This window comes from Siansivirga zeaxanthinifaciens CC-SAMT-1 (assembly GCF_000941055.1).
Taxonomy (GTDB): domain Bacteria; phylum Bacteroidota; class Bacteroidia; order Flavobacteriales; family Flavobacteriaceae; genus Siansivirga; species Siansivirga zeaxanthinifaciens.
This window is the reverse complement of the sequence record NZ_CP007202.1, coordinates 1947677-1972567: the sequence shown is the minus strand read 5'-3', so window position 1 is coordinate 1972567 and position 24891 is coordinate 1947677. Positions and strand designations below refer to the sequence as shown.

The following is a 24891-nucleotide window of genomic DNA, read 5'->3' as shown; positions in this document are numbered from 1 at the left end:
TTAAAAAAACAGATTTTTAACTTATAAGCGAGGCTTCATTGGTGGTAAATCGAAAGCTTTTGCTTCGTGTTCGAAGTGGTTACGGTGCGAGCCATCGCAAAAAGGCTTGTTGGACGATAATCCACAACGACAAATACCTAACACGGTTCGCCCTTGTAAATTGTATGCATTACCTTGTGCATCTACTATTTCAAAATCGCCCTCTACTTTTACAGAGCCGTTACTGTTAATGGTTAATTTTGTTTTACTCATAGCGTTGATTTTTATTTACTCCAAAGATGAAAAAAATATTTTGGTTTTTAAGGATGGTTTGCTTTTTTTGAGGTTAAGTATGAATTATGAGGTTAAAATTATAGGTCTATACGAACTTACTAAATTGAAATACTGTGAGTTTCTAATTATGTACTCTAAAAATTATTTTATTCTTTTTGTTTATCCTCAATTTCTCTAGCTTTCGACAGTGCTGTTGCAACTAAACCAGCAGGAATTGTAACGATACCAACACCAATTAACAAAATAAAAAAAGTGAATATTTTTCCACCCACAGTAATTGGGTAGACATCTCCGTATCCTACAGTTGTTAAAGTCACAATAGCCCACCAAGCACTATGAAATATGGAACTAAAAACTTCTGGTTGTGCTTCATTTTCAAAATAATATATACCAGCTGAAGCAAAAAAAATAAATATACAAGTGACTATAAGAAATAAGGCAACTTCCTCTTTTACAATACCGGCAGCAATATGAAATCTATGTAGTGCTTTATTGTATCTAATAAGTTTTAAACTTCTAAATATTCTGAATATTCTAAATACACGAATAGCCCTTAAATCTAAGGCGCCTTGAAGATAAAATGGAAGCACAGCAATTAAATCTATAAAACCATAGAAACTAAATATATATTTCAATGGTTTTTTTGAAACATAAATTCTTAGTAAGTATTCAAGTGAAAAAATAATTACACATATGGTTTCAAATACATTCAACAATTTAATTGTTCTAATTGAGTTATTTGGTAATGTTTCAATAGAAAAAGAAATTAGAGAAAGGATAATTAATGTTTGAATAAAATAATCAAATATTTTACCTCTTTTAGAAGTATTATCTTCAACAATACGTCTTATTTTCTTTTTCATAGTTTTCGTCTTAGGTAATTTAGTGATAAGCAGATTTTACAAGATGGCTATGCATTTTAATTCCCTAATTTAAGAAATACGAACCATATAGGGAATTTGTAGGACGTTTTGAGTGAAGGCTCCTAACAAATAATTAATTTTAGAAATAGTTGAAATACTTTATTTTTATTCAGTTTAGTTTTTAGATTTTTTGGAATTTAGAATATTATCGAGTTTTGGTAAAAAATATTCTTTTGCGATTTTTGATTTGTGTTTTGGCTAATGCTAATTACAAATGTGAATGAATTTTAGTGTTAGTTTATATATTTTCTTCCTTTTTCGTTTTCCACCATTGTCTTAATTCAATCATTTTGGGTTCTCCAATGTTTATAAGTCCTTTTCCTGATTCTAGTTTTTTGATTTCAGTTTCCAATTTATACTTACTGCTTGGTGTTCCAACAAAGTTACTAATGGCTTTATAGTCCTTATTTTGAACGTTTAAACAAATAGGAAGTTTTACTTGTGAAGCAAAATCAAAGTCTTTTGTTTTGTAGTCTTCAACTCCTTGTGAAAGCATAACGATAACAACTCCTTTTGACCTTAATAATCTCAAAAGTTCCTCAAGTGCCTTTCTAGCATTTTTATTTTTTAAGTATATATGAGCTTCATCAATCACAATTACATAACGTAATGGAAAAATATGGTCACTTGGCTCACAATCATTTGTAGAGCTAAAATAAGAATTGAAATATCTCAAAAGTAAAAACACAACTAACTGTCTCAAAGTGTCTGATAAAGCTGGCGGAAGATTTAGATATAAACTTTTATCTAAAATATCCGTATTATTAGGATTGCAATTAAAAATATTAGTTGTCAAATCTTGGATACCTGCAAATAACGTATCGGGTTTTCTGTTATTTTCTTCGTAATACTTTTCTAAATTTTCAAATAATTCATTTATTGTTGGATAAGAACCATTCTTACTATCGAATAAATCAGTTATTACATTCGTTAGAATATTTTTTTGAGCAACACCAACACTAGGAACAAAAGTTGCTATTGTGTCAACAAATGCTTTTATACTGAAAGGTCTTTGTCTTTCGTCTAAACTTATTGATAGAAATGGATTAAATTCAATACCACCGTCATTTACAATATCAATAAATTCACATTTTGTAGCATCTAGAAAAGGCTTTAATTGTTGTGGATTTCCTTCTCCTTTATAATCAAAGAAGATAAACTTCAGTTCATTACTGGTGTTTTTAGAAATTTGATATAAAATATCTTTCATTAATTGCGTTTTCCCAGAACCTGCCATTCACGCAATTGCAATATTCCTATTATCAAACTCTCTTAAATCATTAATTCTAATTTCAATATTTTCACCTTCTTCTGATTTTCCTAATTCGAATGTTAAAAGATCTTTAAATTCTTTTACATTAAATTTCTTTGAACTAGAACTAGTTTTTACAGTTTTTGATCTTAATGTTAATCCTTTTTTGATGGGTTTCAATAAAAGTGAAATATGTTCTCCTTTGGTAATGTCGCTATTATTTAATTTGTTATTCCAAATTTCAAGACCATCTTTTAAATGAAGTTTATAAAGTTTAATAAATTCACTTTCTGTTAACTCTTTATTATAATGTTGATCGAAGATAGTTTTATAAAGAGTAAAATTGTCAATGTCATTTACTAAACGACCAAATATGTTACTTGTTGGTGTATATTCTCTACCATTTTGAGGTAGATTGTTTTCATTTTCGTGAAAAAGACGACCTTTTTCAATACTTAATGACAAAGCAATTCTACCTGTAATTGTGTCTCTTTTAAAATTATAGATACTTGTAATTCTATCTAATAATTCTGTACTTTCTGAATCTATTTTAAATCTAATCATTGCTAGTATTGTTAAAGTAACCTTTTTTTAAACTTGTGTTTGCTCCATCATTAAATAATAAATAAGATTTCGAAATGTTTTCAGAAATATCTTTGTAGCGTTTAGGTGTGATCTCACTATTTGTTGAAAATAATACAACTTGCTCTGATAGAGCAGGATAGTATTTTCGGGTAATATTATCTCTATGTTCTTCATCAAGTCTTCCAAGTGGTGTATCTATAAATATTGGTAAACTCTGTATAGATTCGTTTAAAATCGCTTTTATTAAGCACGAAATATAAATTTGTTTTTCTCCAGAAGATAAACTTTCTTTTCTTATTTCATTGTCATCTTGGTCTAAAAGAGTAATCTTCATTCCTTGACCAGAAGCCAAAATGGTGACTTTTACATCTTCAATAAACTTGCTGCTATTCTCTTCACTTCCAAGCTTGTGCATTAATATTTTTAGCTCGCTTAAAATAGTTTTTTCAAGACTGTCTTTATGTTTGTTTTTCTGTTCTTCAAGGAATGTATTTAAGACGTCAATATATTTCTGACTTTCTTTTATTTTAATTTTGTTCTGAGCATTGATATCTACCTTTTTCACTAAAGTTAAAAGTTGTTGATTTAAACGAACAATGTCACTTTTTAATTTTGATATTTGCTGATTGTTTTCACCAATTTTTCTATTATTTTCTGTAATATTTTAATCAGCTGTTTCCTTTTTTGATGAATATTCTAAAATCAATTCATCCTCCAAATCAGCATCAACTTTACTTAATGTCTTATTGAATTCGGATAGTTTAATTTGTACTTCATTGAATTCTTCTATAGTAGTTTCAAATAGATCTTTTGATTGAGAATTAACAAGATTTAATGCATCTGTAATTAGATTTTTTTCTGCATTAGTTAAATCGTGTTCAAATTCTAATTCTTGATAATTCCCATTAGAGGCAAACAATTCTGAACCTAAATTTTTGGCCTTATCGTAATAAAAAAGTTTGTCCTTGAATGACATAGTAGAATTTTCAGGTTCAGGTGGTTTATTAAAAAGTAGCTCTATAAAATTTTCAATTTTTTCAGAATTTTCTTTTAAATTGTTTTGAGATATTGAATTTTTCTCTTGAATTTCAAGATGTTCGCTTACTTCTTCAAGTTTTCCTGTCAAAATAGCTAACGGAATTATTTCGCTTAATTCATTGAATTTTTCGGATAGTTCAAATTCCTTTGCTTTAAGCTTTTCTATTTCAGATAAAATTGATTCTCTGTCAAATGTTGAATTACCTTGTTTACTGTGTTGCGATATAAGATTATCATATTGTCTTATGGTTTTCTTTAAATCATCAATCTCCTTAAGTTTTTCAGCATTTTCTTCTTCGAGCTTTTCAATATCTATTTCAGAAAGTTCAATTGCTTTTTCTTTATCAACTATTTGTTCTTGTAAGTTTTTTGTCGCTCCTTCTTTTTTCAAGGTATTAATATAAAACTCTATATCTTCAATTAGAGTGTCGTATGTATCAAGACCTAATATTTTGCCTAATGCATCATTTATAAAACTCCCTTCTTCCTTAATAGATAAATTTGCTATTTCAGAGATTTTTTCTGCATCAAAAAACACAAATTTTGCAGCATCTATTGGAATTATATAATCATTGATGAAATTAATTTTATCTGCATCATCATCAAATATTTCCATATTTGAATTAGTATCTGAAATAGAAAGTGTTTCGCTTATACTAGTAACATTAAATGTTCTGGTTATGATAACACTATCAGAGTTTGAATTTAGTTTATTCAATTCTGGTAATTCTATTTCTGAAACTACTATACTAACTGAAAATGTATCTTTATTTTCTCTTTTTGCAGTCCAATTTATAGACTGTTGCATAAAAGACGAATAGTTTTTTTCTTTCTGAATCTCCTTTTTAAAGTTATCATCAATTTGAGAAATTTTCTCGCCATAAAGACACCAAACAATGGATAATAAGAAGTTTGTTTTACCATAACCATTTCTACCACCAATAACTACAATGTTTTGGTCAGTATCAGTTGATAAATCAATATTTACAGCATTGTAATATTGTCTGAAATTGTTAATTTTTATATTCGAGAATTTCATTTTATTGCATTTTCAATGACATCATTAATTTTTTGCTGATGATAATTATTTCTTTTCAGCAATTTTTTTGTTTTTACTGAATCCAATAAAGTTTCAATGGTTTCAAAATTGACTTCTTTATCTTTGCAAATATCTTTTAGTCTTTGGTTTTGCAATAGTTTAGTTTTTTTTATTTTCATATTTTATATTTTGAAGTAGTTTAGCAACTTCAATAAATTTAGTTTCTTCTTTACTGTCAAGTTCATTTTTATCAAATAGCTTTCTCTGTTTGTAAAAGAATTGATATAAATTTTCCTCACCATTTTTATTTGCTGATGGTAGTCTATGATTATTTAAAACAAATGAGATTAATTCTTGATATTTCTCGTTTGAATTCAATCTTCGTCTACCATTAATGTTTGGATATCTATCTAATAAACTATTTAGTTTTTCAACTTTATTGTTCGCAAGTTTCCCTTTATTTTGCTTGGTTTTTTGAACATTAAGCCAACGATATAGTTTTATTTCATTTTCGGGTACTCCATTTGAAAATGGAAGTCTTTTTTCGAACGTTACAAAGTTTTTAAACATTTCAAACCTTTCTTCCCAAGTTTTCTTATCAGCATCCTTTAACTCTGGTATTTTCTGATAATCAAAATCATATTTTTTTGTTGTTAAGCCTATATGAGAATTTTTAAAAAAGACGTACAATCCAGATTCATCAAGCTTTAAATTTTGTAGAATACTATTTTGATTTGATTTAGGGCGATATTTTAAAACGTGTTCTGTTATGTCTAAAATATGTTTCGGCACAGAAAATTGCTTTAAATATTCTTCAACAATATCTCGTATTGTACCTCCTTTGAAATTGTCCAATTCACTTTCCCATTTTTTCAAACCAAATACACTTTTTCTACCAATTGGCACAAAACCATTTTTCCGTTTCATTGAAACTCTGATTTTTGCTTCTTCGGTATCATAGTTGGGATACAATTCTATTACCTTTTTAAAAATCTCTTTAACTTTTGAGGGTTTTCCTAAATATTCAAGTGCTTCATAAGCATATTCGTGAGCTTGCTTTTTTGTATTTCTTTTAAATATTAAATTTTCATCCAAATCTAAATATAATTCAAATTCTTCGTTAATTATTTTTTCTCCTATTGGAAATGCTGTATCTAAAAAATCATAATTATTATTTGTTAAAAATCTTGATAAGTAGCTTTTAAAATTAAATGAATAAGATTCTATTACTCTTTCACTAATTCTTTTGTCAATATCATTAGCTAAAGCAATAAAATCTAGTTCTTTTGTAATATCTTTTTCTATTAAATAGAAATGCTTCCAATTATGTCTATTTCGAGCGTTAAAGTATCTAGGTTGTAAAACATCTTCTATTTCTCCAATCAGAGAAAATTTCTCCGATAAATAAACAAATAAAATGTATGAAACAAACTCGCGCGACAAATATGTGTAATTAGTAAAATTTATATTATCTACTAATTCCTGATTTATTTCAATTTGATTAGAATTAATATCAATGTTATATTTTTGAAATAAATCATCTTTGAAATTTTTAATAAATAAGAGCTTTTTAAAAAGGTTATCAATACATAATTTTCTTATTTGTCTAACTCTTTCACTAGTTAAGTTTATTCTTTCTGCAATATCATCTAGACTTAATTCTTTCTGATTTTGATATAATTTGAAAGCCCTTTTTACAATGAATGTTTGAGTTTCATCAAATAATGCATTTTGATTTAACAAAAAATCTGTCAATAAGAAAATTGATTCTGATTCAAGTATTTTATTAGGGATTATTGAAATAGAAAAAGTTCGTTTAATTAAGAAATTATTCTTTAATGAAATTAAGTGTTTTTCATTATCTGATTCACTTACTTCAATTAAAAAATCTTTTATAATTGAAATATAGATTTCTATTTCAGGAACACATTTGGCTCCAACATTTCTTATATTTCTGGCATTAAAACTGTCGGAAAGTAAAATTTTTTCAGCAAAGTTTTTAATCTTCAAATTTCCCCTTAAATGAAATGTTATAGCATTTTTGCTTCTAACAGAAAGGCTATTTGTATTGACTAGAATAAAGCTATTTATTATTTCTCTTTGAACTCTTGTTAATTCTAAAATTATTGATTTTAGAGACTTTTCTTTTTTGATTTCAGTTTCATCGTTATCGAAATGTTCTCCATGATATTTGTTGCAGATTTCAATTAATTCTTCATCAGATTTTCTGCCACAATTACGAAGTTTATCGAAAGATTTATTTTTGAAGTAATATTCTTTTAAATCTTTTAATGAATTTAAGTTGTTGGATTTACAAACGTGGTATGACCTAACACTTATTTCTTCATTTTTATAAATTTCGTCAATTGTCATTCTTTTTGCAAATCAGTTTTTTTCAATTGGGTTCTAAAACACAGGTATTTAGGATATTCATTTTACGATTTTCCTCATTTATTTCAAGCATTTGCTAAAAACACATTTTTTATTTTTTCAGCTTTGTCTTAACTATTACCTAGAAAATAAAGGTGCTGTTTGTGCAATAGCTTTTTAGTTCAATGTTTAATTTCAGTTCTATTTTATTATTAAAAACAAAACCCAAATATAAACAATTTTCCCACGAATAAACCCCTTAAATTCTCACTTTTATTTCAAACTTCTTTTAAAACCCCTCTGTAATTTCACTTGGCATGCCTTTGGCTAAAACAACCTTCCCAAACTTTCTAAAAAATACGAAAAGTGTCGTATGTATTGCTTAGGCGCTTTTTTATACTTTGGCATTTTAGTTTTAAACCTATGTAATTATGATTTTTAAATTTCGCTCTATGACTTTGTTGATTTGCTTTTTACTAAGTTTTTTTGTTAGTGCACAACAACCCGAATATTATGAAAACGGACAAATAAAAGCCGAGGGGAAATACAAAAAAAATAACAAAACAGGCAATTGGACTTACTATCTGGAAGATGGTACGGTATCGTTAAAGGAAAGTTACGACCGTAAATATCCGAATATTAAAATGGCTACTTATTTTTACCCTAACGGAAAAATAAAAGCTCATGGTAAACTTATTAACAACAATAAATACGAAGACTGGGCTTGGTATCGTGAGGATGGCACTTTAGAGGTAACAGGAAATTATAGTAACAATAATCTGTTAGGGCCCCTAACCTATTTTGATGCCAAAGGTAATATTTTTAAAAAAGGCAGTATTGTTGATGGTGTGATGCATGGCGAATGGGAATATTACAATACAGACGGAACATTAAGAAAAAAAGGAATTTATAAAAGAGGGGTTGCTTTTGGCGAATGGGATGAGTTCGACGCAACGGGTGCCATTATAAATACAACCATTTACCCCGATGAGTATGATGATATTACGTTTTACGATTCTCAAAAAACTAAGTATTACTTCCCAAACGAATATAAAAAGCAAGCTTTTAAAAAAACCTACAGTAATGGAAATACCGAAGTTGAAGGACAGGTAGCCAATGGCTACAAAACAGATACCTGGAAATGGTATTACGAGAATGGCAATTTAAAGGAAGAAGGGAGTTTTGGCGATTACAATAGCCAAACAGGTATCTGGAAAACCTATTACCCAAATGGTGTTTTACGCTCTGAAGAACGCAAGAACAAAAACCTTTCGTACAATTTAGTAATTTATCACCCAAACGGAAAACCCAAATACAAAAAAACAGAATCTGGCAAATACACTACTTACTATAAAACAGGCGAAGTGTATTATGTAGAAAAAAAAGTGTTAGGCGTTACAACTGCTAGAGATTATTACAGTAAAAGTGGTAAGTACCTAAAATCTGATCCTTATTATAAATTAGGTAATCATTAATACAACGCTAGAAGATATAGACTATAATGTTGTTAATTGCAATTTGGCTGCGTTACCAAGATTTGGTATATTTGAGTAAAATTATAGTCAAAATGGGAAAAAACACATCAATATCGCTCGGAAATCATTTTGAGGATTTTATTAGGAAGGAAATCAATTCGGGGAGATATAGTTCGGCTAGCGAAGTTATTCGTTCTGCATTGCGTTTATTAGAACGTGAAGAAAAAAAAGAAAGAGAACTAATTAAAGCTCTCGAAGTTGGAGAAAATAGCGGATTTGTTGAAAATTTTGACCCGAAGCAAAATCTAACTGAATTGCATCGTCAACACTTATGTGTAAAAACCAATATCGAATAAGTAAACAAGCCATTAATGATTTAAATGATATTTGGGTTTATACTTTTCATAAATGGTCTAAAGAACAAGCAGACAGATATTACGACTTGATAATCGGAGAGATTGAGTTTATCGCGGACAACTATCTGATTGGTAAATCGGTTGAACAAACTCGAAAAAACTATCGAGTAACGAAGATTAAATCGCACCTAATTTTTTATAGAAAAGTCGAAAATGAAATTGTCGAAGTTGTTAGAATTTTAAATCAGAGGATGGATATTAAAAAACGACTGAAATAAAAAACTGCACACAACAAAGGCAATAAGTAATTGTTTTTAACGTCTAATTCTGAAAATCCTCACGGATTTTTAGTTTGATGTATACTTTAAAGCTAAGTACTAAACTGCGCAACTACGAATCACTGAGGCCTATATGACTGTTTTAGGTTGCGTTAGGGGTTGTAGCGGCATCCTTTTGCTATAAACGACTTATGGTATTTTGCAGGATGCTACCCTAGCAAAAGATATAGCGAAAAACCCGACCCGCAGGGGAACGCCCAAAAAATTTAAGGCATTAAAAAAGCCGTAAACTTGATAGTTACGGCTTTGTTTATTTTGGTAAATTCCGGTTTAGAATTTATAGGTTTTGGCGTTACTAAAGTTCTCGTCGAACATTATTTCGGCTTCACCGCTTGGCGCATCGTAAGGTGCTTTTTTAACCATCGATGGGTTTGATGGGTAGGTGCTACCATTGTAAACCAACTCTTTTAATTCGCCTTGAGAGCGAGTTAAAATAACTTTCCATCCGTTTTTCATAGCGTTTTCGGCGTATAACGGTGTTCTGGTTACAGTAAATTTAGTGATGGGTTTAAGGTCGCTGCTTAACAAGACCATCGAGCAACCGCCAGAGCCACAAAAATAGGGTGTCATGAAATTAATAATCACTTCTTTTTGTCCGTCGTTATTAAGGTCTATCTGGTAAAACTGAAATTGTCTGTCGTTTTCGGTTAAAAGGTCTAAATCGGCTTTAGCTACATACGAAGTGGTAATGTAGGTTTTTAATTTTTCTGCTAAATCGTCGTTAACGCTTTGTGGCACATAATAGGTTTGGTCTGCTGCAGGTTCTTCGGCAACTTCCTGTGGAGTTTCCATAACCTCTTCTACAACAGTTTCTTCTTCTACAGCCGCTTCTTTTTTGTCTTTACAAGACGTTACAAGCATGCCGCATAAAACAAAAGCAATACATATTCTTATCATAATTTTTACATTTTTAATTATACCTTATAAAAATAACGAAAATTTTTAGAACTACACACAAGGTGTTACCGATATAACATGATTTAAAACAGCTCTTCTTAATTTCTACTGAATTATTTTCTTGCTGTGCAAGCGCTACTTATTTGGAAGTTTCTTTTTCGATGATGCTTAACGCCAGTCGAATTTTAAAATAATCGATAGACTCGTTAAAATATTCGAAATAGGCTTTTAAGGTTTTTGGCGCATTTAAAACGGTTCTGGCTTTTTTTACGGCTTCGACATCGCTGGGGGAAACAAAATCGTATAAATTAATTTGCTTTCCGGTGCTGTATAATTTGGCGATATGCGAATAAATAGTGGTGGTATTTAATTTGCGTTGTACGGCTATTTCTTCTATAGACAGGCCTGTTTTGTAGAGGTTGTAGGTTACGGTATAGGTGTCTTCTTTTTTGGGTTTCTTAATTTTAGAACCCATAAAATTCATAATTTCTGCCATAAACTCCTCGCCATAAACTTCCAGTTTACGCTGCCCTACTCCACTAATACTTAAAAAATCGTTTTCGCTAAGCGGGCGTTCGCGTTCAATTTCTTTTAAAGTGGCATCGCTAAAAACTAAATAGGCAGGAATACCTTCTTCTAAAGCTATTCTGTAGCGCAACTGTTTGAGGCGCTCGAATAAACTATTGGCGGCCGATTTTGTGTTTGTTTCAGATGATTTTACTCGGGATTTTTTCTCTTTAACTAGCGGTTTAATTTCGCTTATCTCTACTGGTTTGGTAAGGGCCACTTTAGCGCCTTTAAACAACACATAACTGGAAAATTTGGTGAGTTGCAATGCGTTATTTTTATGAAAGGCAATTTCGCAAAACCCCTGATTTATAAGCTGAATAATAAAATGTTGCCAATGTTTCCAGGAGATGTCTTTACCAATTCCGAAGGTTGAAAGGTCTTGGTAGCCTTTCGAAATAGTAGTAGCGTTTTGGGCACCACGCAACACATCGATAATCATTCCCATGGCTTCTTGTTGCTTTAAACGGTAAATAGCCGATAGGATTTTTTGCGCAATAATAGTCCCATCGAAAAACTGTGGCGGATTTTTACAAACATCGCAATTTCCGCAGTTAGACCCCAATAGCTCGCCAAAATAACTCAATAAAATTTTCCGGCGGCAGGATGTGGCTTCTGTAAACTGTTTCATGCGGTCTAATTTCGAAATTTGAACTGCTTCGTTGGCTGCACCACTGGCGAAGTTTTGCAACTGAATAACATCGGCATAACTGTGAAATAATAAAGCATGCGATTTTAGTCCGTCGCGACCCGCACGGCCAATTTCCTGGTAGTAACCCTCAATATTTTTTGGCATATTATAATGTACTACCCAGCGCACATTCGATTTATCGATGCCCATCCCAAAGGCTATGGTCGCACATACAATTTGAATTTTATCGTGTACAAACGCCTCCTGAACTTTAGAGCGTTTTTCGAAACTTAATCCGGCGTGATAGGCTTCGGCAGGAATTTTACTGGCTTTTAATTTTTTTGATAACTGCTCGGTGGTTTTTCTGCTTAGGCAATAAATAATACCCGATTGGTTGGGTCTGGCATTTATAAACTTAATAATTTGTGCCATTCGGTTATTAGCCGGTCGTACTTCTAATGCAATATTTTTTCGGTCGAAGGATGCTATAAATATTTTAGCATCTTCTAAATGTAACTGCTTAATAATATCTTCTCGTGTGGCTTTATCGGCGGTTGCCGTAAGTGCTATAAAGGGAATATTGGGAAGCGTTTTTTTTAAAAATCCTAATTGTTGATATGAAGGCCGAAAATCATGACCCCAAGACGAAATACAATGAGCTTCGTCGATAGCCACACAACTTATATAGGTTTCTGAAAGTATATTTTGAAGCGATGCCAAGCTTTCTGGCGCCACATAAAGTAATTTTATTTCTGCCTGAACCACACGTTCTATAATGGCAAGTTGCTGTTCGCTACTCTGACTGCTATTAAAGTAAGCGGCCGCGATACCATTGGCATTAAGTCCATCTACCTGATCTTTCATTAAGGCAATAAGCGGCGAAATTACCAGCGTGACACCTTTAAACGATAGAGCTGGAAGCTGAAAACAAATAGATTTACCACCACCCGTTGGCATAATAACCAAACAGTCTCTTTTTTGGAGCACAGTTTCAACAATGTCTTGTTGATTGGCTCTAAAGCTATCGTAACCAAAGTAGTTTTTTAAATTTAAAAACACTTGGTCTTTGATGGTATTTACCTGCATGAAAGTTTTTCTAAATAGAAAGGATTACCACTCTCTTAATTTATTCAACGCTTCTAAAGCCTCTAGTTCTTTCTGAGGAATTACTTTTAAAAATGAAGGATGTTGCTCGATGGCGTATTCTATTTTTTTTACGATTTCTTCTGTGGTTTCGTTGTCGTAATCGATTTCTAAAGGCGCTTTAATCTCCATCGATTGCAAGATGTTTTTCTTTTTAACACGCAGGCCTTTTTTATCGAACGAGCGTCTAAAACCATCGATAACAATGGGTACAACAATAGGTTTGTATCGTTTTATAATATGTGCGGTTCCTTTTCTAATGGGTTTAAAAGGGGTTGTGGTACCTTGCGGAAAGGTAATAACCCAACCATCGTCGAGGGCACGACCAATGTTTGAAATATCACTCATTTTTACCTGGCGGTTGACATCTTGGCCTTCGGCTCTCCAGGTACGCTCGATGCTAATAGACCCGATATATGCTAAAATTTTTGGTAATAAACCTGCTTTCATGGTTTCTTTAGCTGCTACATAATAAATGTTTAGCTTCGGATTCCAGATGTAACCTATGTTTTTTATAGAATCGGTGCGACCGCTTAAACTGGCGTTAAACACATGAAACATAGCCACAACATCGGCAAAATAGGTTTGATGGTTTGATATAAAAAGAACGTTGGTATCGGGTAAATCTTTAATTATTTCGGAGCCTTCAATTTGTAACTCATTAAATCCTCTAAAACGCCTGTGTGTTAGCGCGCCGAAAATTCTAATAAGCCATTTCTTAACTATTAGTATATGCCCAAACGGATTTTTTTTAAACAGTCCCATAAATCGCACTTCAAAAAATTGGTTAGTTGGTACAAATGTAATAAATCTATTAATTTACATGAGTTGTTTTAGCAAGTCTTTAATTTCGCTAAGCATCATGGCTGTGGCGCCCCAGACAACATGGTTGTTTAATTTAAAAGCAGGCACCTCAACCTGAGCACTATACGATGTTTTTAAAGTTTCTATTACAACATTATTGTCGTTTAAAAAATGTTGCAAAGGCACCTCGATAACCGCTTCTACTTCTTTATCCTGCTTGATAAATTTGGGCGTTTTTTTGGTAATTCCTAAAAAAGGATACACATAAAAGTTACTTGGCGGAATATAAACTTGGGTTAAAGCACGAATAACTTCTATGTTATTTTCGGGAACTCCAATCTCTTCGAACGTTTCTCTAACGGCAGCAGCTTCCAGTGAAGCATCGTTGGGTTCTAACTTACCGCCCGGAAAACCAACTTGGGCAGAATGCACACCTTTATAGGTTTTACGTAAAATTAAAACAAGATGCGTTTTGGCTTGCTCGTCTGGATAAAATAAGGCCATAACGCCCGCTTTTTTAGCCTTTTTTATGTTTTCTTTTTGCTGCTCTAATTGTTCCTGCCTAAATAAAGGTACCATTTTAAATTGAGATGCTTCGGCTGGTAGCGGTATATTTTTTACTTTTGAAATGGATATTAAAAATTCATCAAAATTCATTTCTATGCGTGTTATCTTGTTGTTATTTGCTTTTTGTTTATTTCTTAATTGTGAAGATAAACAATCTAAAAAGAAAAAAAACACAGAATCTACAGAAACAACGGTTGTAAAAAAAGTGGAAGATTCGGTTGAAACTGAGCCTAATGAAAGGGCGTTCCCAAAACTTACCGACGAGAACTCGATGTACTTTTTTCAGGAATATGCGAAGCATAATACCGAGAACAAGGTGCGCATTACCACAGATTTTGGAGCCATTGATATTTTATTATTTGATGAAACGAAATACCACCGCGCCAATTTTATTTTTCTAACCAAGCAGAAATATTTTAACGGCTCCCAGTTTTACAGAGTTATTAATAATTTTATGATTCAGGGCGGAAGTGGCGACGATAGAGCTACGGGTGCTAAGCGTTTACATATTGGTCGTTACTTGTTGCCTGCCGATACGAAGCGTGGTTTTAAACATGACCGCGGCGTTATTTCTATGCCGAGTAGCGAAATTGACAATCCGCATAAATTGGCATCGCCCTATGAATTTTTTATTGTGCAACAACAAGGCGGTTCGCATTTTTTAGATGGCGATTATACCATTTTTGGAAAAGTTATTAAAGGCATGGATGTGGTTGATAAAATTGCTGCGGTTGAAACAGACGATAGCGATTGGCCCGTGAAAAACGTTTACATAAGAAACGTTGAAATAATAGACTAACACGGTCCTTAAGATGGTGTTTTTAGTTTGCTGATGGTTGCGTTAGGGATTGAAGCAAGCTACCGTGTAGCGCGTAAAGCCCGACCTGAAAGGGAACGCCCAAATACTTTTTATTTTTCGGCTGGATAGAGGCTTGGCAAGGCAATTTTGAATTTTACGGCCAACAAACGGGTTATGATTACGATGGCGCCTGAAAATAAAAATACGATGTTGCCAGGAATGGGAAGTTCGCTTAGTAGAAAATAGGTGAAACCACCCAAAATACAGGCGGTTGCGTAGATTTCTTTTCGGAAAATAATAGGGATTTCGTTGCATAAAATATCGCGAATAACGCCTCCAAAACTGGCGGTTATGGTGCCTAATGCGATACAAATTAAGGGGTGCATGCCTGCATTTACGCCTTTTTCGATACCTATTAGGGTGTAGAGCCCGATGCCTATGGTATCGAATAGAAATAAGGAGGTTCTTAGGTATCCTAATTTGCTTTTAAAAATAATTGCTACGATGGTTGAGGCGATAATTAGGTATACAAATGTGATGTCTTTCATCCAACCCACAGGCGTGTTTCCCAGCAGTAAATCGCGCAACGTACCGCCACCAGCTGCTGTTACGAAGGCGATGATTAAAATACCGAAAACATCCATTTTTTTGTCCATGGCAATTAAAACGCCTGAAATGGCAAAGGAGATGGTTCCTAAAATATCGATAATATAAAACATGAATTTCTTTGGTTTAGCTGGTTTTTTTAATTGATAAGTCAATGATTTTTAATGTTTTACAAATTAAAAATTGTCTTTGTTACATATTTTGCGTGTAATAATTGTAATCTTTTAAAATGACGTCTATAAAATCGATATCGTTTTTTTGTTTGACTTCTTTGATGCCGGCAACTTCAACTATTTTGTTTCTTAGTTTAATTAAGGTTTTATAATCTTTTGTGGTTTTTGCTGCTGTAAAGGTATCTTTTATAATGCGGGCATCGTTATCGGAAAGTTTTATAACAGTAGGATAGGTTGGTTTGTAATCGTCTTTTAAATTTTCGATGATGGTGTGGTTAATGTTTACATTTTCTTTTAAACTTATTACGGCCGTACCGGCTGCCATATCGCCTATTCTTTGTGTTTTTTTATTGAAAAGCATGACAAAAAACCCGAGTCCGAATAAATAAACATCGGCAATTCTAAAAAACCAACGCACCACATAATCTGCCAGCGATGCTTGATAGCCATCTATTTTTACTACACGAATTTTTAACACTTTTTTGCCTATGGTTTGTCCTTGAAAATACAACTCTAAACCCAAAGTATAAAATATCACTGGAAAACTTAAAAGGGTGTTTAAACCTATAAGCGACCAGGTATCCATGCTACTAAAAGCATCGAAAACATAGCTTAAAACAAGTAAATAACCTACTTTAATTGCCCAGTCGATTATAAATGCCAGAAGGCGCTCGCCAGCTCCCGATGCGTTGAAGTTTATTTTAACATTTTGCGTAGTATTAATTTGTAACTCTGACATTTTATATTTTAATTTATCAAAGATATGAGAGAAGTTGCATTTATCAAGCAAAATAAAGAAAAATGGGTGCGTTTTGAAAACGCCATCGCCAATAATACCATTACAAATACCGACGAACTGGCTTCGCAATACATACAGGTTGTAAATGATTTGGCATACGCACAAACGTATTATCCTAAGAGTAAAGTTCTTATTTATTTAAATCAATTAGCTGCTAAGGCATTTCAAAAAATTTACAAAACCAAAACGGAAGATACCAACCGAATTATTGATTTCTGGAAAAGAGAAGTGCCGCTTATTTGTTACCAATATCGCCAATTTATATACGTAGCATTTATTATATTTTTTGCCTTTACCTTTATTGGGGCTATCTCGGCTGCTAATGATGGTGAGTTTGTGCGCTCTATTTTAGGTGATGAATATGTAGATATGTCTCTTGAAAATATTAAAGCTGGAGACCCCGTGGCTGTTTATAAAAGTGGTAGTAATTGGGGCAGTTTTATTGGTATTACGGTAAACAATTTAAAAGTAGGCATAATGGCCTTTATTTTAGGGGTTTTTGGTGGCATAGGCACCATTTACATTTTGTTTAAAAACTGTATTATGTTGGGCTCGTTTCAGTATTTTTTTTACGAAAAACAAGTGTTTTGGGAAAGTGTGCGCGGTATCTGGATACATGGGTCTATGGAAATTTTCGCCATTGTTATAGAAGCTGCTGCCGGCCTTATTTTGGGGGCAAGCATTTTGTTTCCTGCGACTTATTCGCGATACGAATCGTTTAAAAAAGGCACTAAAACCGGCGTTAAAATTTTAATAAGCACCTTCCCTTTTACCTTTTCGGCTGGTTTTCTGGAAGGTTTTATAACCCGATATTCCAACGTGATGCCGCATTGGATGTCGGTTGGCATTATTATTTCTACCTTAAGCTTAATTAGTTATTATTATCTTATTTATCCGTTTAAAATACATAAAAGATTTAATGAAACGGTAACTTCTAACCTCCTTGATATTTGAAAACAAAGCATTTACATATTGTATTAGGCTTTTTACTTGCTTTTTGTTTGCATGGGTTTTCATTTAATAATACTATGGAAGCTTATGCCCAATCGCCTAGAAAATTTGATTCTGATTTTAAATCGCGGTATTCCAATGATAAATTTAATTACGAGGGTAACGATGTGGTTGGAAGCACAAAAAAAGGTTCTGGTAATTATGAAGCATACAAAAATGGAGATCCTGAAATTGAAGAAGACAATAATACCGAAGGGTTTGATTTCGATTTTAGTTATATTAATATTATTTTCTACATAGCACTTATTATTGCCATTATATTTCTGGCCTATTTACTTATTAATGAAGGGCGGCCAGGTTTATTCAATTCTAAAAAATCAAAAAAAATTGATAGTGATGAAGCCATCACGGCAGAGAATATTGAAAATACCGATATCAATGCTTTAATTACTAACGCCGAAACTAATAACGATTACCGACTTGCCATACGATTTTATTATTTATTGGTTTTAAAAAACATGAGTTTAAAAAAACTTATAAAATTTGAAGACGATAAAACAAACTCAGAATACCTAAACGAACTTTACAACACTCCTTACAGTAAAGATTTCTCTTATGGTTCGTATTTGTACAACTATATATGGTATGGAGAATTCCCAATAAGTACCGAACAGTACACGCGTGCTAAAATCCATTTTACGAATCTTTTAAATTTAGTAAAATGATGAAAAAGCTGCTTCCTATTTTAATAATAATAGCTCTAATACTATTTGGAGCTTTCTTTTTAGACTTTGGATATACAAAAAAAGTAGACTGGGAAGAATCGTTTAACGAGAAAAGCAACAAGCCTTTCGGATTAAGCATTTTTTATAAAGAATTACCAAATCTGTTTAAAAATCAAAAAATACGAACGGTTTATTATCAGCCCTCCAGTTATTTTAACGCCAATAGAGAAAATAGTTATGGCGACCATGTTGCTAAAGGCACCTTTATTTCTATAGGAACCTCAAATTATTTAACCGATTTTTCTATAAATTCACTTTTAAAATTTGCCTATAAAGGAAACACCGTTTTTATATCTGACTATTTTATTAATAAAAAAATACAGGACACCCTTAAAATTGCAATAAAGTATATACCTAATAAAGATGACAATATATCTTATGTATCGTTACAAAATTCATCATTTACACCTGTAAAACTGGATCGCAGTCGGGGGGATTATTATTTTTCTGAATTTGATACTACTAATTATAAGGTTTTAGGACATTCTAAAATAGATTACAAACATGTAAATTTTATTGAAGTTCCGTTTGGTAAAGGCCGCATTTTTATTCACACCGAACCAAAAGCGTTTACCAACTATCATCTTTTAAAAGAAAACAGATATACTTATACCGAAGCAGTATTATCGTATTTACCAAACAGTGACATTTACTACGATTCATACACTAAAATACAAACTCCTTATAATAATGAGGTTGAAAAGAAGTCGAATTTAAGTTGGTTTTTAGACCAATTGTCTTTTAGATGGGCTTGGTACACGGCATTAATTTTTACTTTATTATTTATTATTTTCAATGCAAAAAGGCGTCAGCGTATCATTAAAATTTTAAAACCTTTAGAGAACACAAGTGTTGCTTTTGTTAAAACCATCTCTAACTTGTATATTGAAAATCAAGATTACGAAAATCTTATTCATAAAAAAAATTACTTATTTTCTTGAAAGCATAAGAAATGATTATAATATAGAAACCAACACGTTAGATGCAGTTTTTATAACCAAATTAATCTCTAAATCTGGAAAGAAAAAAGAAGCTATTAACCAATTAATAAGCTACATTAACTGGATAAGAAGTAAAAATGAGTTTTACGAAAAAAATTTAATAACATTAAATAAGCTCATAGAAGCTTTTTACGATAACTAATTATGGACGAATCAATAGAAAACCAAGAGCAAAATGCTTTTGCACCAGATGAAAACACCAACGATACGGTTGCAAACACCAACAGTGATTTATACTTTACCAATCGGTTAGATTTAAGCGGCTTACAAAACAGTGTGCAACAAATAAAAAACGAAGTTGGAAAAGTTATTGTTGGCCAAAAAGACATGGTAGATATGCTTATTGCGGCTTTACTAGCCAAAGGTCACGCGCTAATTGAAGGCGTTCCTGGTGTTGCAAAAACCGTGACTGCCAAACTTTTAGCCAAATCGTTACAAGTGGGTTTTAGCAGAATACAATTCACCCCCGATTTAATGCCCAGTGATATTCTAGGGACCTCGGTGTTTAATTTAAAGCAATCGGAGTTTGAATTTAAAAAAGGTCCTATTTTTTCTAATATGATTCTTATTGATGAGATTAACCGAGCGCCCGCAAAAACGCAAGCGGCTTTATTTGAAGTTATGGAAGAACAACAAATAACTATCGATGGGTATCAATATAAATTAGATGCGCCTTTTATGGTTTTAGCCACTCAAAACCCGATTGAGCAAGAAGGCACGTATCGCTTGCCCGAAGCACAGTTAGACCGTTTTTTGTTTAAAATTGATGTCGATTACCCCAATTTAGAGGAAGAAATTGAAATTTTAGTACGCGAGCACGACCTTAAAGAACAAATTAAAACAGACACCATCAACTCGTTTTTAACCGCGTATGATGTTGCACAATATCAATCTTTGGTAAGTCAGGTTTTAGTAGAGCAACATTTACTGCAGTACATTGCAGAACTTATTGTAACCACCAGAAACAATCCGTTTTTATATTTAGGTGCCTCACCAAGAGCTTCAATTGCCATTTTAAAATCGAGTAAAGCTTTTGCAGCGATGTCTGGAAGAGATTTTGTAACTCCAGAAGACATAAAACGAGCTGCCATTCCTGTATTACATCACCGGGTTATAGTAACCCCAGAACGCGAAATGGAAGGTGTTACCAGCAAACAAATTATTAAACAAATTATTGAAACTGTAGAAATACCTCGTTAATAGTTAAGAGGTTTAAATAGCTAATTATATAATTAAAAACACATGTTTAAAAATCCATTTTCTTTTAAAGGCAGGATAAGAAGAACCGAGTACGGGCTTAGTGCTATAATTTATTATTTCTTTATTACACTAACTGATATTCTTGGTTTTCAAGATGGCGAATATGCTATCCCCTTTTTAATACTACTCATTCCAATATTTTGGTTTATGTTGGCACAAGGCGCTAAACGTTGTCATGACCGCGGGAACAGTGGCTGGTATCAAATTATTCCTTTTTATAGTTTATGGATGCTTTTTGGTGATGGCGAATATGGACCTAACGCTTATGGAAATAATCCGAAAGGAAAAGGAAACCACGATGCCATTGAAGATATTGGAAAACCTACCGAAAACTAGCCTGAAAAATGAAAACATTTCTTAAGCCCTTTTACATACAACCCCGATTTTTTTATGCTGGTATTGGCATTGTTGTACTATTTGGTTTAAGTTATTTTATTCCGGTGCTTTTTAATATAGCGCAACTCCTCATTTTAGTTTTGGCTGTTTTATTTGTTTTTGATTTTATTTTAGTTTTTTCTGGTAAACATAAAATTCAAGCCAGTAGAGTACTACCCGATAAGTTTTCGAATGGCGACAAAAACGATGTTCAAATAAACATAAGTAACCACTACCCTTTTTTAGTGTATTTAGAAATAATTGATGAAATACCAGAACAGTTTCAAAAACGCGATTTTAAAATAAAAACGAGTATCCCATCAAAAATTACCAAACAAATAACCTATAATTTAAGACCAACCGAGCGCGGCGAATATCATTTTGGCGATTTAAATATTTATAGCCATTCGGTTTTAAATTTAGTTGCAAAACGCTTCACGTTTAACTCGGGAGCAATGGTAGCCACTTACCCCAGTTTTAAGCAGTTAAAAAAATTCGAACTTCTTAATATTAATCAAAATACCTTAGAATACGGATTAAAAAAAGTGCGTCGTTTGGGTCATAGCATGGAGTTTGAACAAATTAAAGAGTATGTTTTGGGAGACGATTTAAGAACAATAAATTGGAAAGCTACCGCGAAACGAAACAATTTAATGGTAAACCAGTTTCAGGACGAAAAATCGCAACCCGTTTACTGCATTATCGATAAAGGCCGCATTATGAAAATGCCTTTTGAAGGACTTAGCCTGTTAGATTATGCAATAAATGCCACCTTGGTAATAAGCAATGTTGTTTTAAAGAAAAATGATAAAGCGGGCGTGTTTTCGTTTTCAAAAAACCTAGACAATATGGTAGTTGCCGAACGCAGAAGCACACAAATGCAACTTATTTTAGAAGCTCTTTACAACGTTAAAACTAATTTTTTTGAAAGTGATTTTGGCAGACTTTACTCCAATTTAAAACGCCATATTCCACATAGAAGTCTTATTTTAATGTACACCAATTTTGAAACACTCGATGGATTAAACAGACAATTACCCTATCTAAAAGCCATTAACAAAAGTCATGTATTGGTGGTTATTTTCTTTAAAAATACAGCCTTAGATGCGCTAATAAAAAATAAATCGGAAACGGTTCAAGATGTTTACGATAAAGTAATCGCCGAAAAATTCGAATTTGAAAAACGCCTTATAGTTAATGAGTTAAAAAAGTATGGTATCTACTCTATTTTAACAACTCCCGAACAACTTACCATAGACACCATTAATAAGTATTTAGAAATAAAATCGCGTGGTGTGTTTTAGTTTCCTCGGTGTTTTTTTCAAAATTACAATTCATCATTAAAATTATACAATTCGGTTATTCACTTTCGTATTCTTCAGTTTAGTATAAGATATTTGAAGTGTCATTAATAAAAACTAACATCATGAAAACTATCACTACAATTATTGCTTTACTATTATTCGTAAACTTTACACAAGCTCAAGAAACTAATACAGGAAAAACTATTACGGTTAAAATAAACAACATTGCTAATAATAACGGACAAATATTGGTTTCACTAAATAATGAAGCTACATTTATGAAAGGAAAAGGCATTCAAAATTTAAAAAGCACTATTGAAAACGGTAGTGTTATTCTAACATTTAAAAATGTAGAACCCGGAATATATGCTATTATAGCGTTTCATGACGAAAACAGCAATAACCAAATGGATTTTGAAACCAACGGAATACCAAAAGAATCTTACGGCGCCTCGAATAACGATATGTCCTTTGGACCACCACAATTTAATACCGCTAAATTTCAAGTTCGAGATGAAGATGTAGCACTTAACATTAAGTTATAAAAAAAGCGACCTAGTGGTCGCTTTTTTTTGCTATTAATCAATTTAAACAGTTTCGCTCAACCAAGCTTTCATCATCCAAACTGTTTTCTCCTGTTCTGTTATAAAGTCGCTCATCATAGCGTTGGTGCCTTCATCGTTGGCAGCATCAGATTTTGCTAATATAGAACGTTCAATTTTTAATAATTCAAACAAAGAATCTACTATTAATGTCACGGCTTTTTCATCCTGAGATATGTTTTTTCCAACAGGAACCTGCGCATTTTTGGTATAATCTTCGAAAGTGTGTAGCGGTGTTTCACCTAAAGTTAAAAGGCGCTCTGCAATGGCATCAATTTTAAGGTTAGCATCGGTATATAGCTCTTCAAATTTAACATGCAAGTCAAAAAAGCGTTTCCCTTTTATATTCCAATGAATTCCCCTTAAATTCTGATAATATATTTGAAAATTAGCTAATAAATTATTTAAATCTAATGCTAATGCTTTTGTTTTTTGTGTATCTAAACCAATACTGTTAATCGTCATAATGTGTATATTTTTTATTACATCGAAATTAATTTATAATTAACAGATTTATCGATAAGTTTTATTGATAGTTTTTATATTTTTATAACCTAAATTGATACAATGACTATTACACAATTATACTACGTTTTAGCTGTAGCCGAAAATCAGAATTTTACAAAGGCTGCCGAAAAATGCTTCGTTACACAACCCACATTGAGCATGCAAATTCAAAAATTAGAAGAAGAACTTTCTATTCAAATTTTTGACCGAAGTAAAAAACCAATAGAATTAACCGATGTTGGCAAAAAAATAGTAACCCAAGCCAGAAATATTGTAAACGAGTCGTACCGCATACAAGACATTGTAGATCAGCAAAAAGGATTTATTGGTGGAGAATTTAAAATAGGTATTATCCCTACAATTATGCCAACACTGCTGCCTATGTTTTTAAAGAATTTCATTAAAAAGCATCCTAAAGTTAAGCTTAAAATTGAAGAATTAACTACCGAAGAAATTATTTCCAGAATAAAAGATGGGCATTTAGACGCGGCAATTGCTGCAACACCTTTACAAGACGACAGCATTAAAGAACGTGTTTTGTATTTCGAACCCTTTGTAAGTTATATACCTAAATCGCACCGATTGCACAGTAATAAAAAAATTGATGTGGCCGATTTAGATATTAGTGATATGTTATTACTAGAAGATGGCCATTGTTTTAGAGATGGTGTAATTAACCTTTGTAAAGCGTTTAAAAACCAATCCGACGAGCATTTTCAATTAGAAAGTGGCAGTATAGAAACCTTAATTAGACTTTCAAATGAAGGTTTGGGAATGACCCTTTTACCTTATTTACATACTTTAGAAATTAACGAAAAGGAAAAAGAAAATTTACATTTTTTTAACGATCCAGCACCAGCACGAGAGGTGAGTTTAATTTATCATAAAAGCGAATTAAAAATGCAAATTATTGAGGCGTTACAAGATGTAATTTCTGGAGTTATACGCGGTGCCATCGCCTTTCAAAATGTAAAAATTATAAGTCCGTTGCCTCAAAAAAGATAATGCTATTTTTAAAAAATTGAAAAAAAATTTAATGTTGAATATGATTTTTATTCAACCAGCAAACAGTAACAACCTTGTTAAAATAAAAAAGTCGGCTAATGAGCCGACTTTTTTATTATGCTTTCAAATAAATTAAACATTGGTTTAACTCTGGATTTTGCTGCACCAATGATAGAATAAACAATTTTAATTCTTCAATTTCCGATGGTAACAAACGTTGTACTGCCTTTTGTACTTCTTTACAAAACAAAGTCGCATCGAAACTAACTTTGTTGAGTATAGTTTTAGTATACTCTAGCATTGCTCTTGCCATGATTTTAATTGGGTTTTGGTTTAAAGTAGATGTTTTAATAAGCTAGGGTTTAATATTTTTTTAAAATTAGTAAAAATTTATAATTTTATGTCTCATTTTATTTAAAATTTAACAATAAATAAAACCTCAAAATTATAAATATAATATCCTTAG

At 32.1% G+C, this 24891-nt stretch carries 28 protein-coding genes; 12 read left to right on the top strand and 16 right to left on the bottom strand.

The features are described 5' to 3' along the window. Positions 1-21 precede the first annotated feature (21 nt). The 8 genes from AW14_RS08935 to AW14_RS08905 form a co-directional block, all read right to left on the bottom strand. Positions 22-252, bottom strand: a complete 231-nt coding sequence (locus AW14_RS08935; RefSeq protein ID WP_044638497.1) for a CDGSH iron-sulfur domain-containing protein — start codon at positions 250-252, stop codon at positions 22-24. Positions 253-419: 167 nt separating this feature from the next. After that, positions 420-1136, bottom strand: a complete 717-nt coding sequence (locus AW14_RS08925; protein WP_044638495.1) for an ion transporter — start codon at positions 1134-1136, stop codon at positions 420-422. 298 nt (positions 1137-1434) lie between these two features. Then, positions 1435-2433, bottom strand: a complete 999-nt coding sequence (locus AW14_RS15110) for a hypothetical protein (RefSeq protein ID WP_245617576.1) — start codon at positions 2431-2433, stop codon at positions 1435-1437. After that, positions 2434-3012, bottom strand: coding sequence for a DndE family protein (locus AW14_RS15105; RefSeq protein ID WP_245617575.1), 579 nt, complete (start codon positions 3010-3012; stop codon positions 2434-2436). It lies immediately after the preceding gene. Then, a complete protein-coding gene (locus tag AW14_RS15100; RefSeq protein ID WP_245617574.1) occupies positions 3005-3598 on the bottom strand; it encodes a hypothetical protein in 594 nt (197 codons plus the stop codon). Before AW14_RS15100 ends, AW14_RS15105 begins: the two co-directional genes overlap by 8 nt. 99 nt (positions 3599-3697) lie before the next feature. Beyond that, entirely contained in the window at positions 3698-5110 is a 1413-nt protein-coding gene (locus AW14_RS08915; protein ID WP_245617573.1) for an AAA family ATPase, read from the bottom strand. After that, positions 5107-5289, bottom strand: a complete 183-nt coding sequence (locus tag AW14_RS08910; protein WP_044638494.1) for a DNA modification system-associated small protein — start codon at positions 5287-5289, stop codon at positions 5107-5109. The genes AW14_RS08915 and AW14_RS08910 overlap by 4 nt, the downstream gene beginning before the upstream one ends. Further along, positions 5270-7483 carry a helicase associated domain-containing protein gene (locus tag AW14_RS08905; protein ID WP_044638493.1) on the bottom strand — a complete coding sequence of 738 codons (2214 nt, stop codon included), beginning with the start codon at positions 7481-7483 and terminating at the stop codon, positions 5270-5272. Before AW14_RS08905 ends, AW14_RS08910 begins: the two co-directional genes overlap by 20 nt. A gap of 428 nt (positions 7484-7911) precedes the next feature. Here AW14_RS08905 and AW14_RS08900 point away from each other — a divergent pair, with 428 nt between their 5' ends. From AW14_RS08900 to AW14_RS08890, 3 genes are all read left to right on the top strand, one after another. Then, positions 7912-8955, top strand: a complete 1044-nt coding sequence (locus AW14_RS08900) for a toxin-antitoxin system YwqK family antitoxin (protein WP_044638492.1) — start codon at positions 7912-7914, stop codon at positions 8953-8955. A 92-nt stretch (positions 8956-9047) separates the two neighbouring features. Next, entirely contained in the window at positions 9048-9311 is a 264-nt protein-coding gene (locus AW14_RS08895; protein WP_044639571.1) for a type II toxin-antitoxin system ParD family antitoxin, read from the top strand. Then, positions 9287-9589, top strand: coding sequence for a type II toxin-antitoxin system RelE/ParE family toxin (locus AW14_RS08890; protein WP_044638491.1), 303 nt, complete (start codon positions 9287-9289; stop codon positions 9587-9589). The genes AW14_RS08895 and AW14_RS08890 overlap by 25 nt, the downstream gene beginning before the upstream one ends. 330 nt (positions 9590-9919) lie before the next feature. On the opposite strand, the gene AW14_RS08885 is transcribed toward AW14_RS08890, so the two are convergent. From AW14_RS08885 to AW14_RS08870, 4 genes are all read right to left on the bottom strand, one after another. After that, positions 9920-10546 (bottom strand): hypothetical protein, encoded by a 627-nt coding sequence (locus AW14_RS08885; RefSeq protein ID WP_044638490.1) that lies wholly within the window; start codon positions 10544-10546, stop codon positions 9920-9922. A gap of 139 nt (positions 10547-10685) precedes the next feature. Further along, on the bottom strand, positions 10686-12830 hold the full coding sequence (gene recQ / locus AW14_RS08880; protein ID WP_044638489.1) for a DNA helicase RecQ: 2145 nt from the start codon (positions 12828-12830) through the stop codon (positions 10686-10688). 24 nt (positions 12831-12854) lie between these two features. Next, positions 12855-13652: a lysophospholipid acyltransferase family protein gene (locus AW14_RS08875; RefSeq protein ID WP_044638488.1), complete on the bottom strand. Its 798-nt coding sequence runs from the start codon at positions 13650-13652 to the stop codon at positions 12855-12857. Between the two features lie 54 nt (positions 13653-13706). After that, complete coding sequence (locus tag AW14_RS08870; RefSeq protein ID WP_044638487.1) at positions 13707-14348, bottom strand: NUDIX hydrolase; 642 nt, start codon at positions 14346-14348, stop codon at positions 13707-13709. 4 nt (positions 14349-14352) lie between these two features. Here AW14_RS08870 and AW14_RS08865 point away from each other — a divergent pair, with 4 nt between their 5' ends. Beyond that, the gene (locus AW14_RS08865; protein ID WP_044639570.1) at positions 14353-15057 is read left to right on the top strand and encodes a peptidylprolyl isomerase; all 705 of its coding nucleotides are present in this window, start codon (positions 14353-14355) and stop codon (positions 15055-15057) included. Positions 15058-15167: 110 nt separating this feature from the next. Here AW14_RS08865 and AW14_RS08860 read toward each other — a convergent pair whose 3' ends face one another. Then, complete coding sequence (locus AW14_RS08860; RefSeq protein WP_044639569.1) at positions 15168-15776, bottom strand: trimeric intracellular cation channel family protein; 609 nt, start codon at positions 15774-15776, stop codon at positions 15168-15170. Between the two features lie 79 nt (positions 15777-15855). Continuing rightward, positions 15856-16575 (bottom strand): RDD family protein, encoded by a 720-nt coding sequence (locus AW14_RS08855; RefSeq protein ID WP_044638486.1) that lies wholly within the window; start codon positions 16573-16575, stop codon positions 15856-15858. A gap of 24 nt (positions 16576-16599) precedes the next feature. Between AW14_RS08855 and AW14_RS08850 the strand changes: the two genes are divergently transcribed. From AW14_RS08850 to AW14_RS08820, 7 genes are all read left to right on the top strand, one after another. After that, positions 16600-17589: a stage II sporulation protein M gene (locus AW14_RS08850; protein ID WP_044638485.1), complete on the top strand. Its 990-nt coding sequence runs from the start codon at positions 16600-16602 to the stop codon at positions 17587-17589. Continuing rightward, entirely contained in the window at positions 17586-18311 is a 726-nt protein-coding gene (locus tag AW14_RS14490) for a hypothetical protein (protein ID WP_052647467.1), read from the top strand. The genes AW14_RS08850 and AW14_RS14490 overlap by 4 nt, the downstream gene beginning before the upstream one ends. Then, complete coding sequence (locus tag AW14_RS08840; RefSeq protein ID WP_154662143.1) at positions 18308-19312, top strand: DUF4350 domain-containing protein; 1005 nt, start codon at positions 18308-18310, stop codon at positions 19310-19312. The genes AW14_RS14490 and AW14_RS08840 overlap by 4 nt, the downstream gene beginning before the upstream one ends. A 204-nt stretch (positions 19313-19516) precedes the next feature. Continuing rightward, a complete protein-coding gene (locus AW14_RS08835; RefSeq protein ID WP_084708835.1) occupies positions 19517-20572 on the top strand; it encodes an AAA family ATPase in 1056 nt (351 codons plus the stop codon). A gap of 42 nt (positions 20573-20614) precedes the next feature. Next, positions 20615-20968, top strand: a complete 354-nt coding sequence (locus tag AW14_RS08830; protein ID WP_044638484.1) for a DUF805 domain-containing protein — start codon at positions 20615-20617, stop codon at positions 20966-20968. A gap of 8 nt (positions 20969-20976) precedes the next feature. Then, entirely contained in the window at positions 20977-22311 is a 1335-nt protein-coding gene (locus tag AW14_RS08825) for a DUF58 domain-containing protein (protein ID WP_044638483.1), read from the top strand. Between the two features lie 122 nt (positions 22312-22433). Then, positions 22434-22856, top strand: a complete 423-nt coding sequence (locus AW14_RS08820; protein ID WP_044638482.1) for a DUF2141 domain-containing protein — start codon at positions 22434-22436, stop codon at positions 22854-22856. Positions 22857-22898: 42 nt separating this feature from the next. Here AW14_RS08820 and AW14_RS08815 read toward each other — a convergent pair whose 3' ends face one another. Then, positions 22899-23378: a Dps family protein gene (locus AW14_RS08815; RefSeq protein ID WP_044638481.1), complete on the bottom strand. Its 480-nt coding sequence runs from the start codon at positions 23376-23378 to the stop codon at positions 22899-22901. 102 nt (positions 23379-23480) lie between these two features. On the opposite strand from AW14_RS08815, the gene AW14_RS08810 reads away from it, so the two are divergent. Then, a complete protein-coding gene (locus AW14_RS08810; protein ID WP_044638480.1) occupies positions 23481-24425 on the top strand; it encodes a hydrogen peroxide-inducible genes activator in 945 nt (314 codons plus the stop codon). Positions 24426-24540: 115 nt separating this feature from the next. Here AW14_RS08810 and AW14_RS08805 read toward each other — a convergent pair whose 3' ends face one another. Beyond that, positions 24541-24738: a hypothetical protein gene (locus AW14_RS08805; RefSeq protein WP_044638479.1), complete on the bottom strand. Its 198-nt coding sequence runs from the start codon at positions 24736-24738 to the stop codon at positions 24541-24543. Positions 24739-24891: the final 153 nt, after the last annotated feature.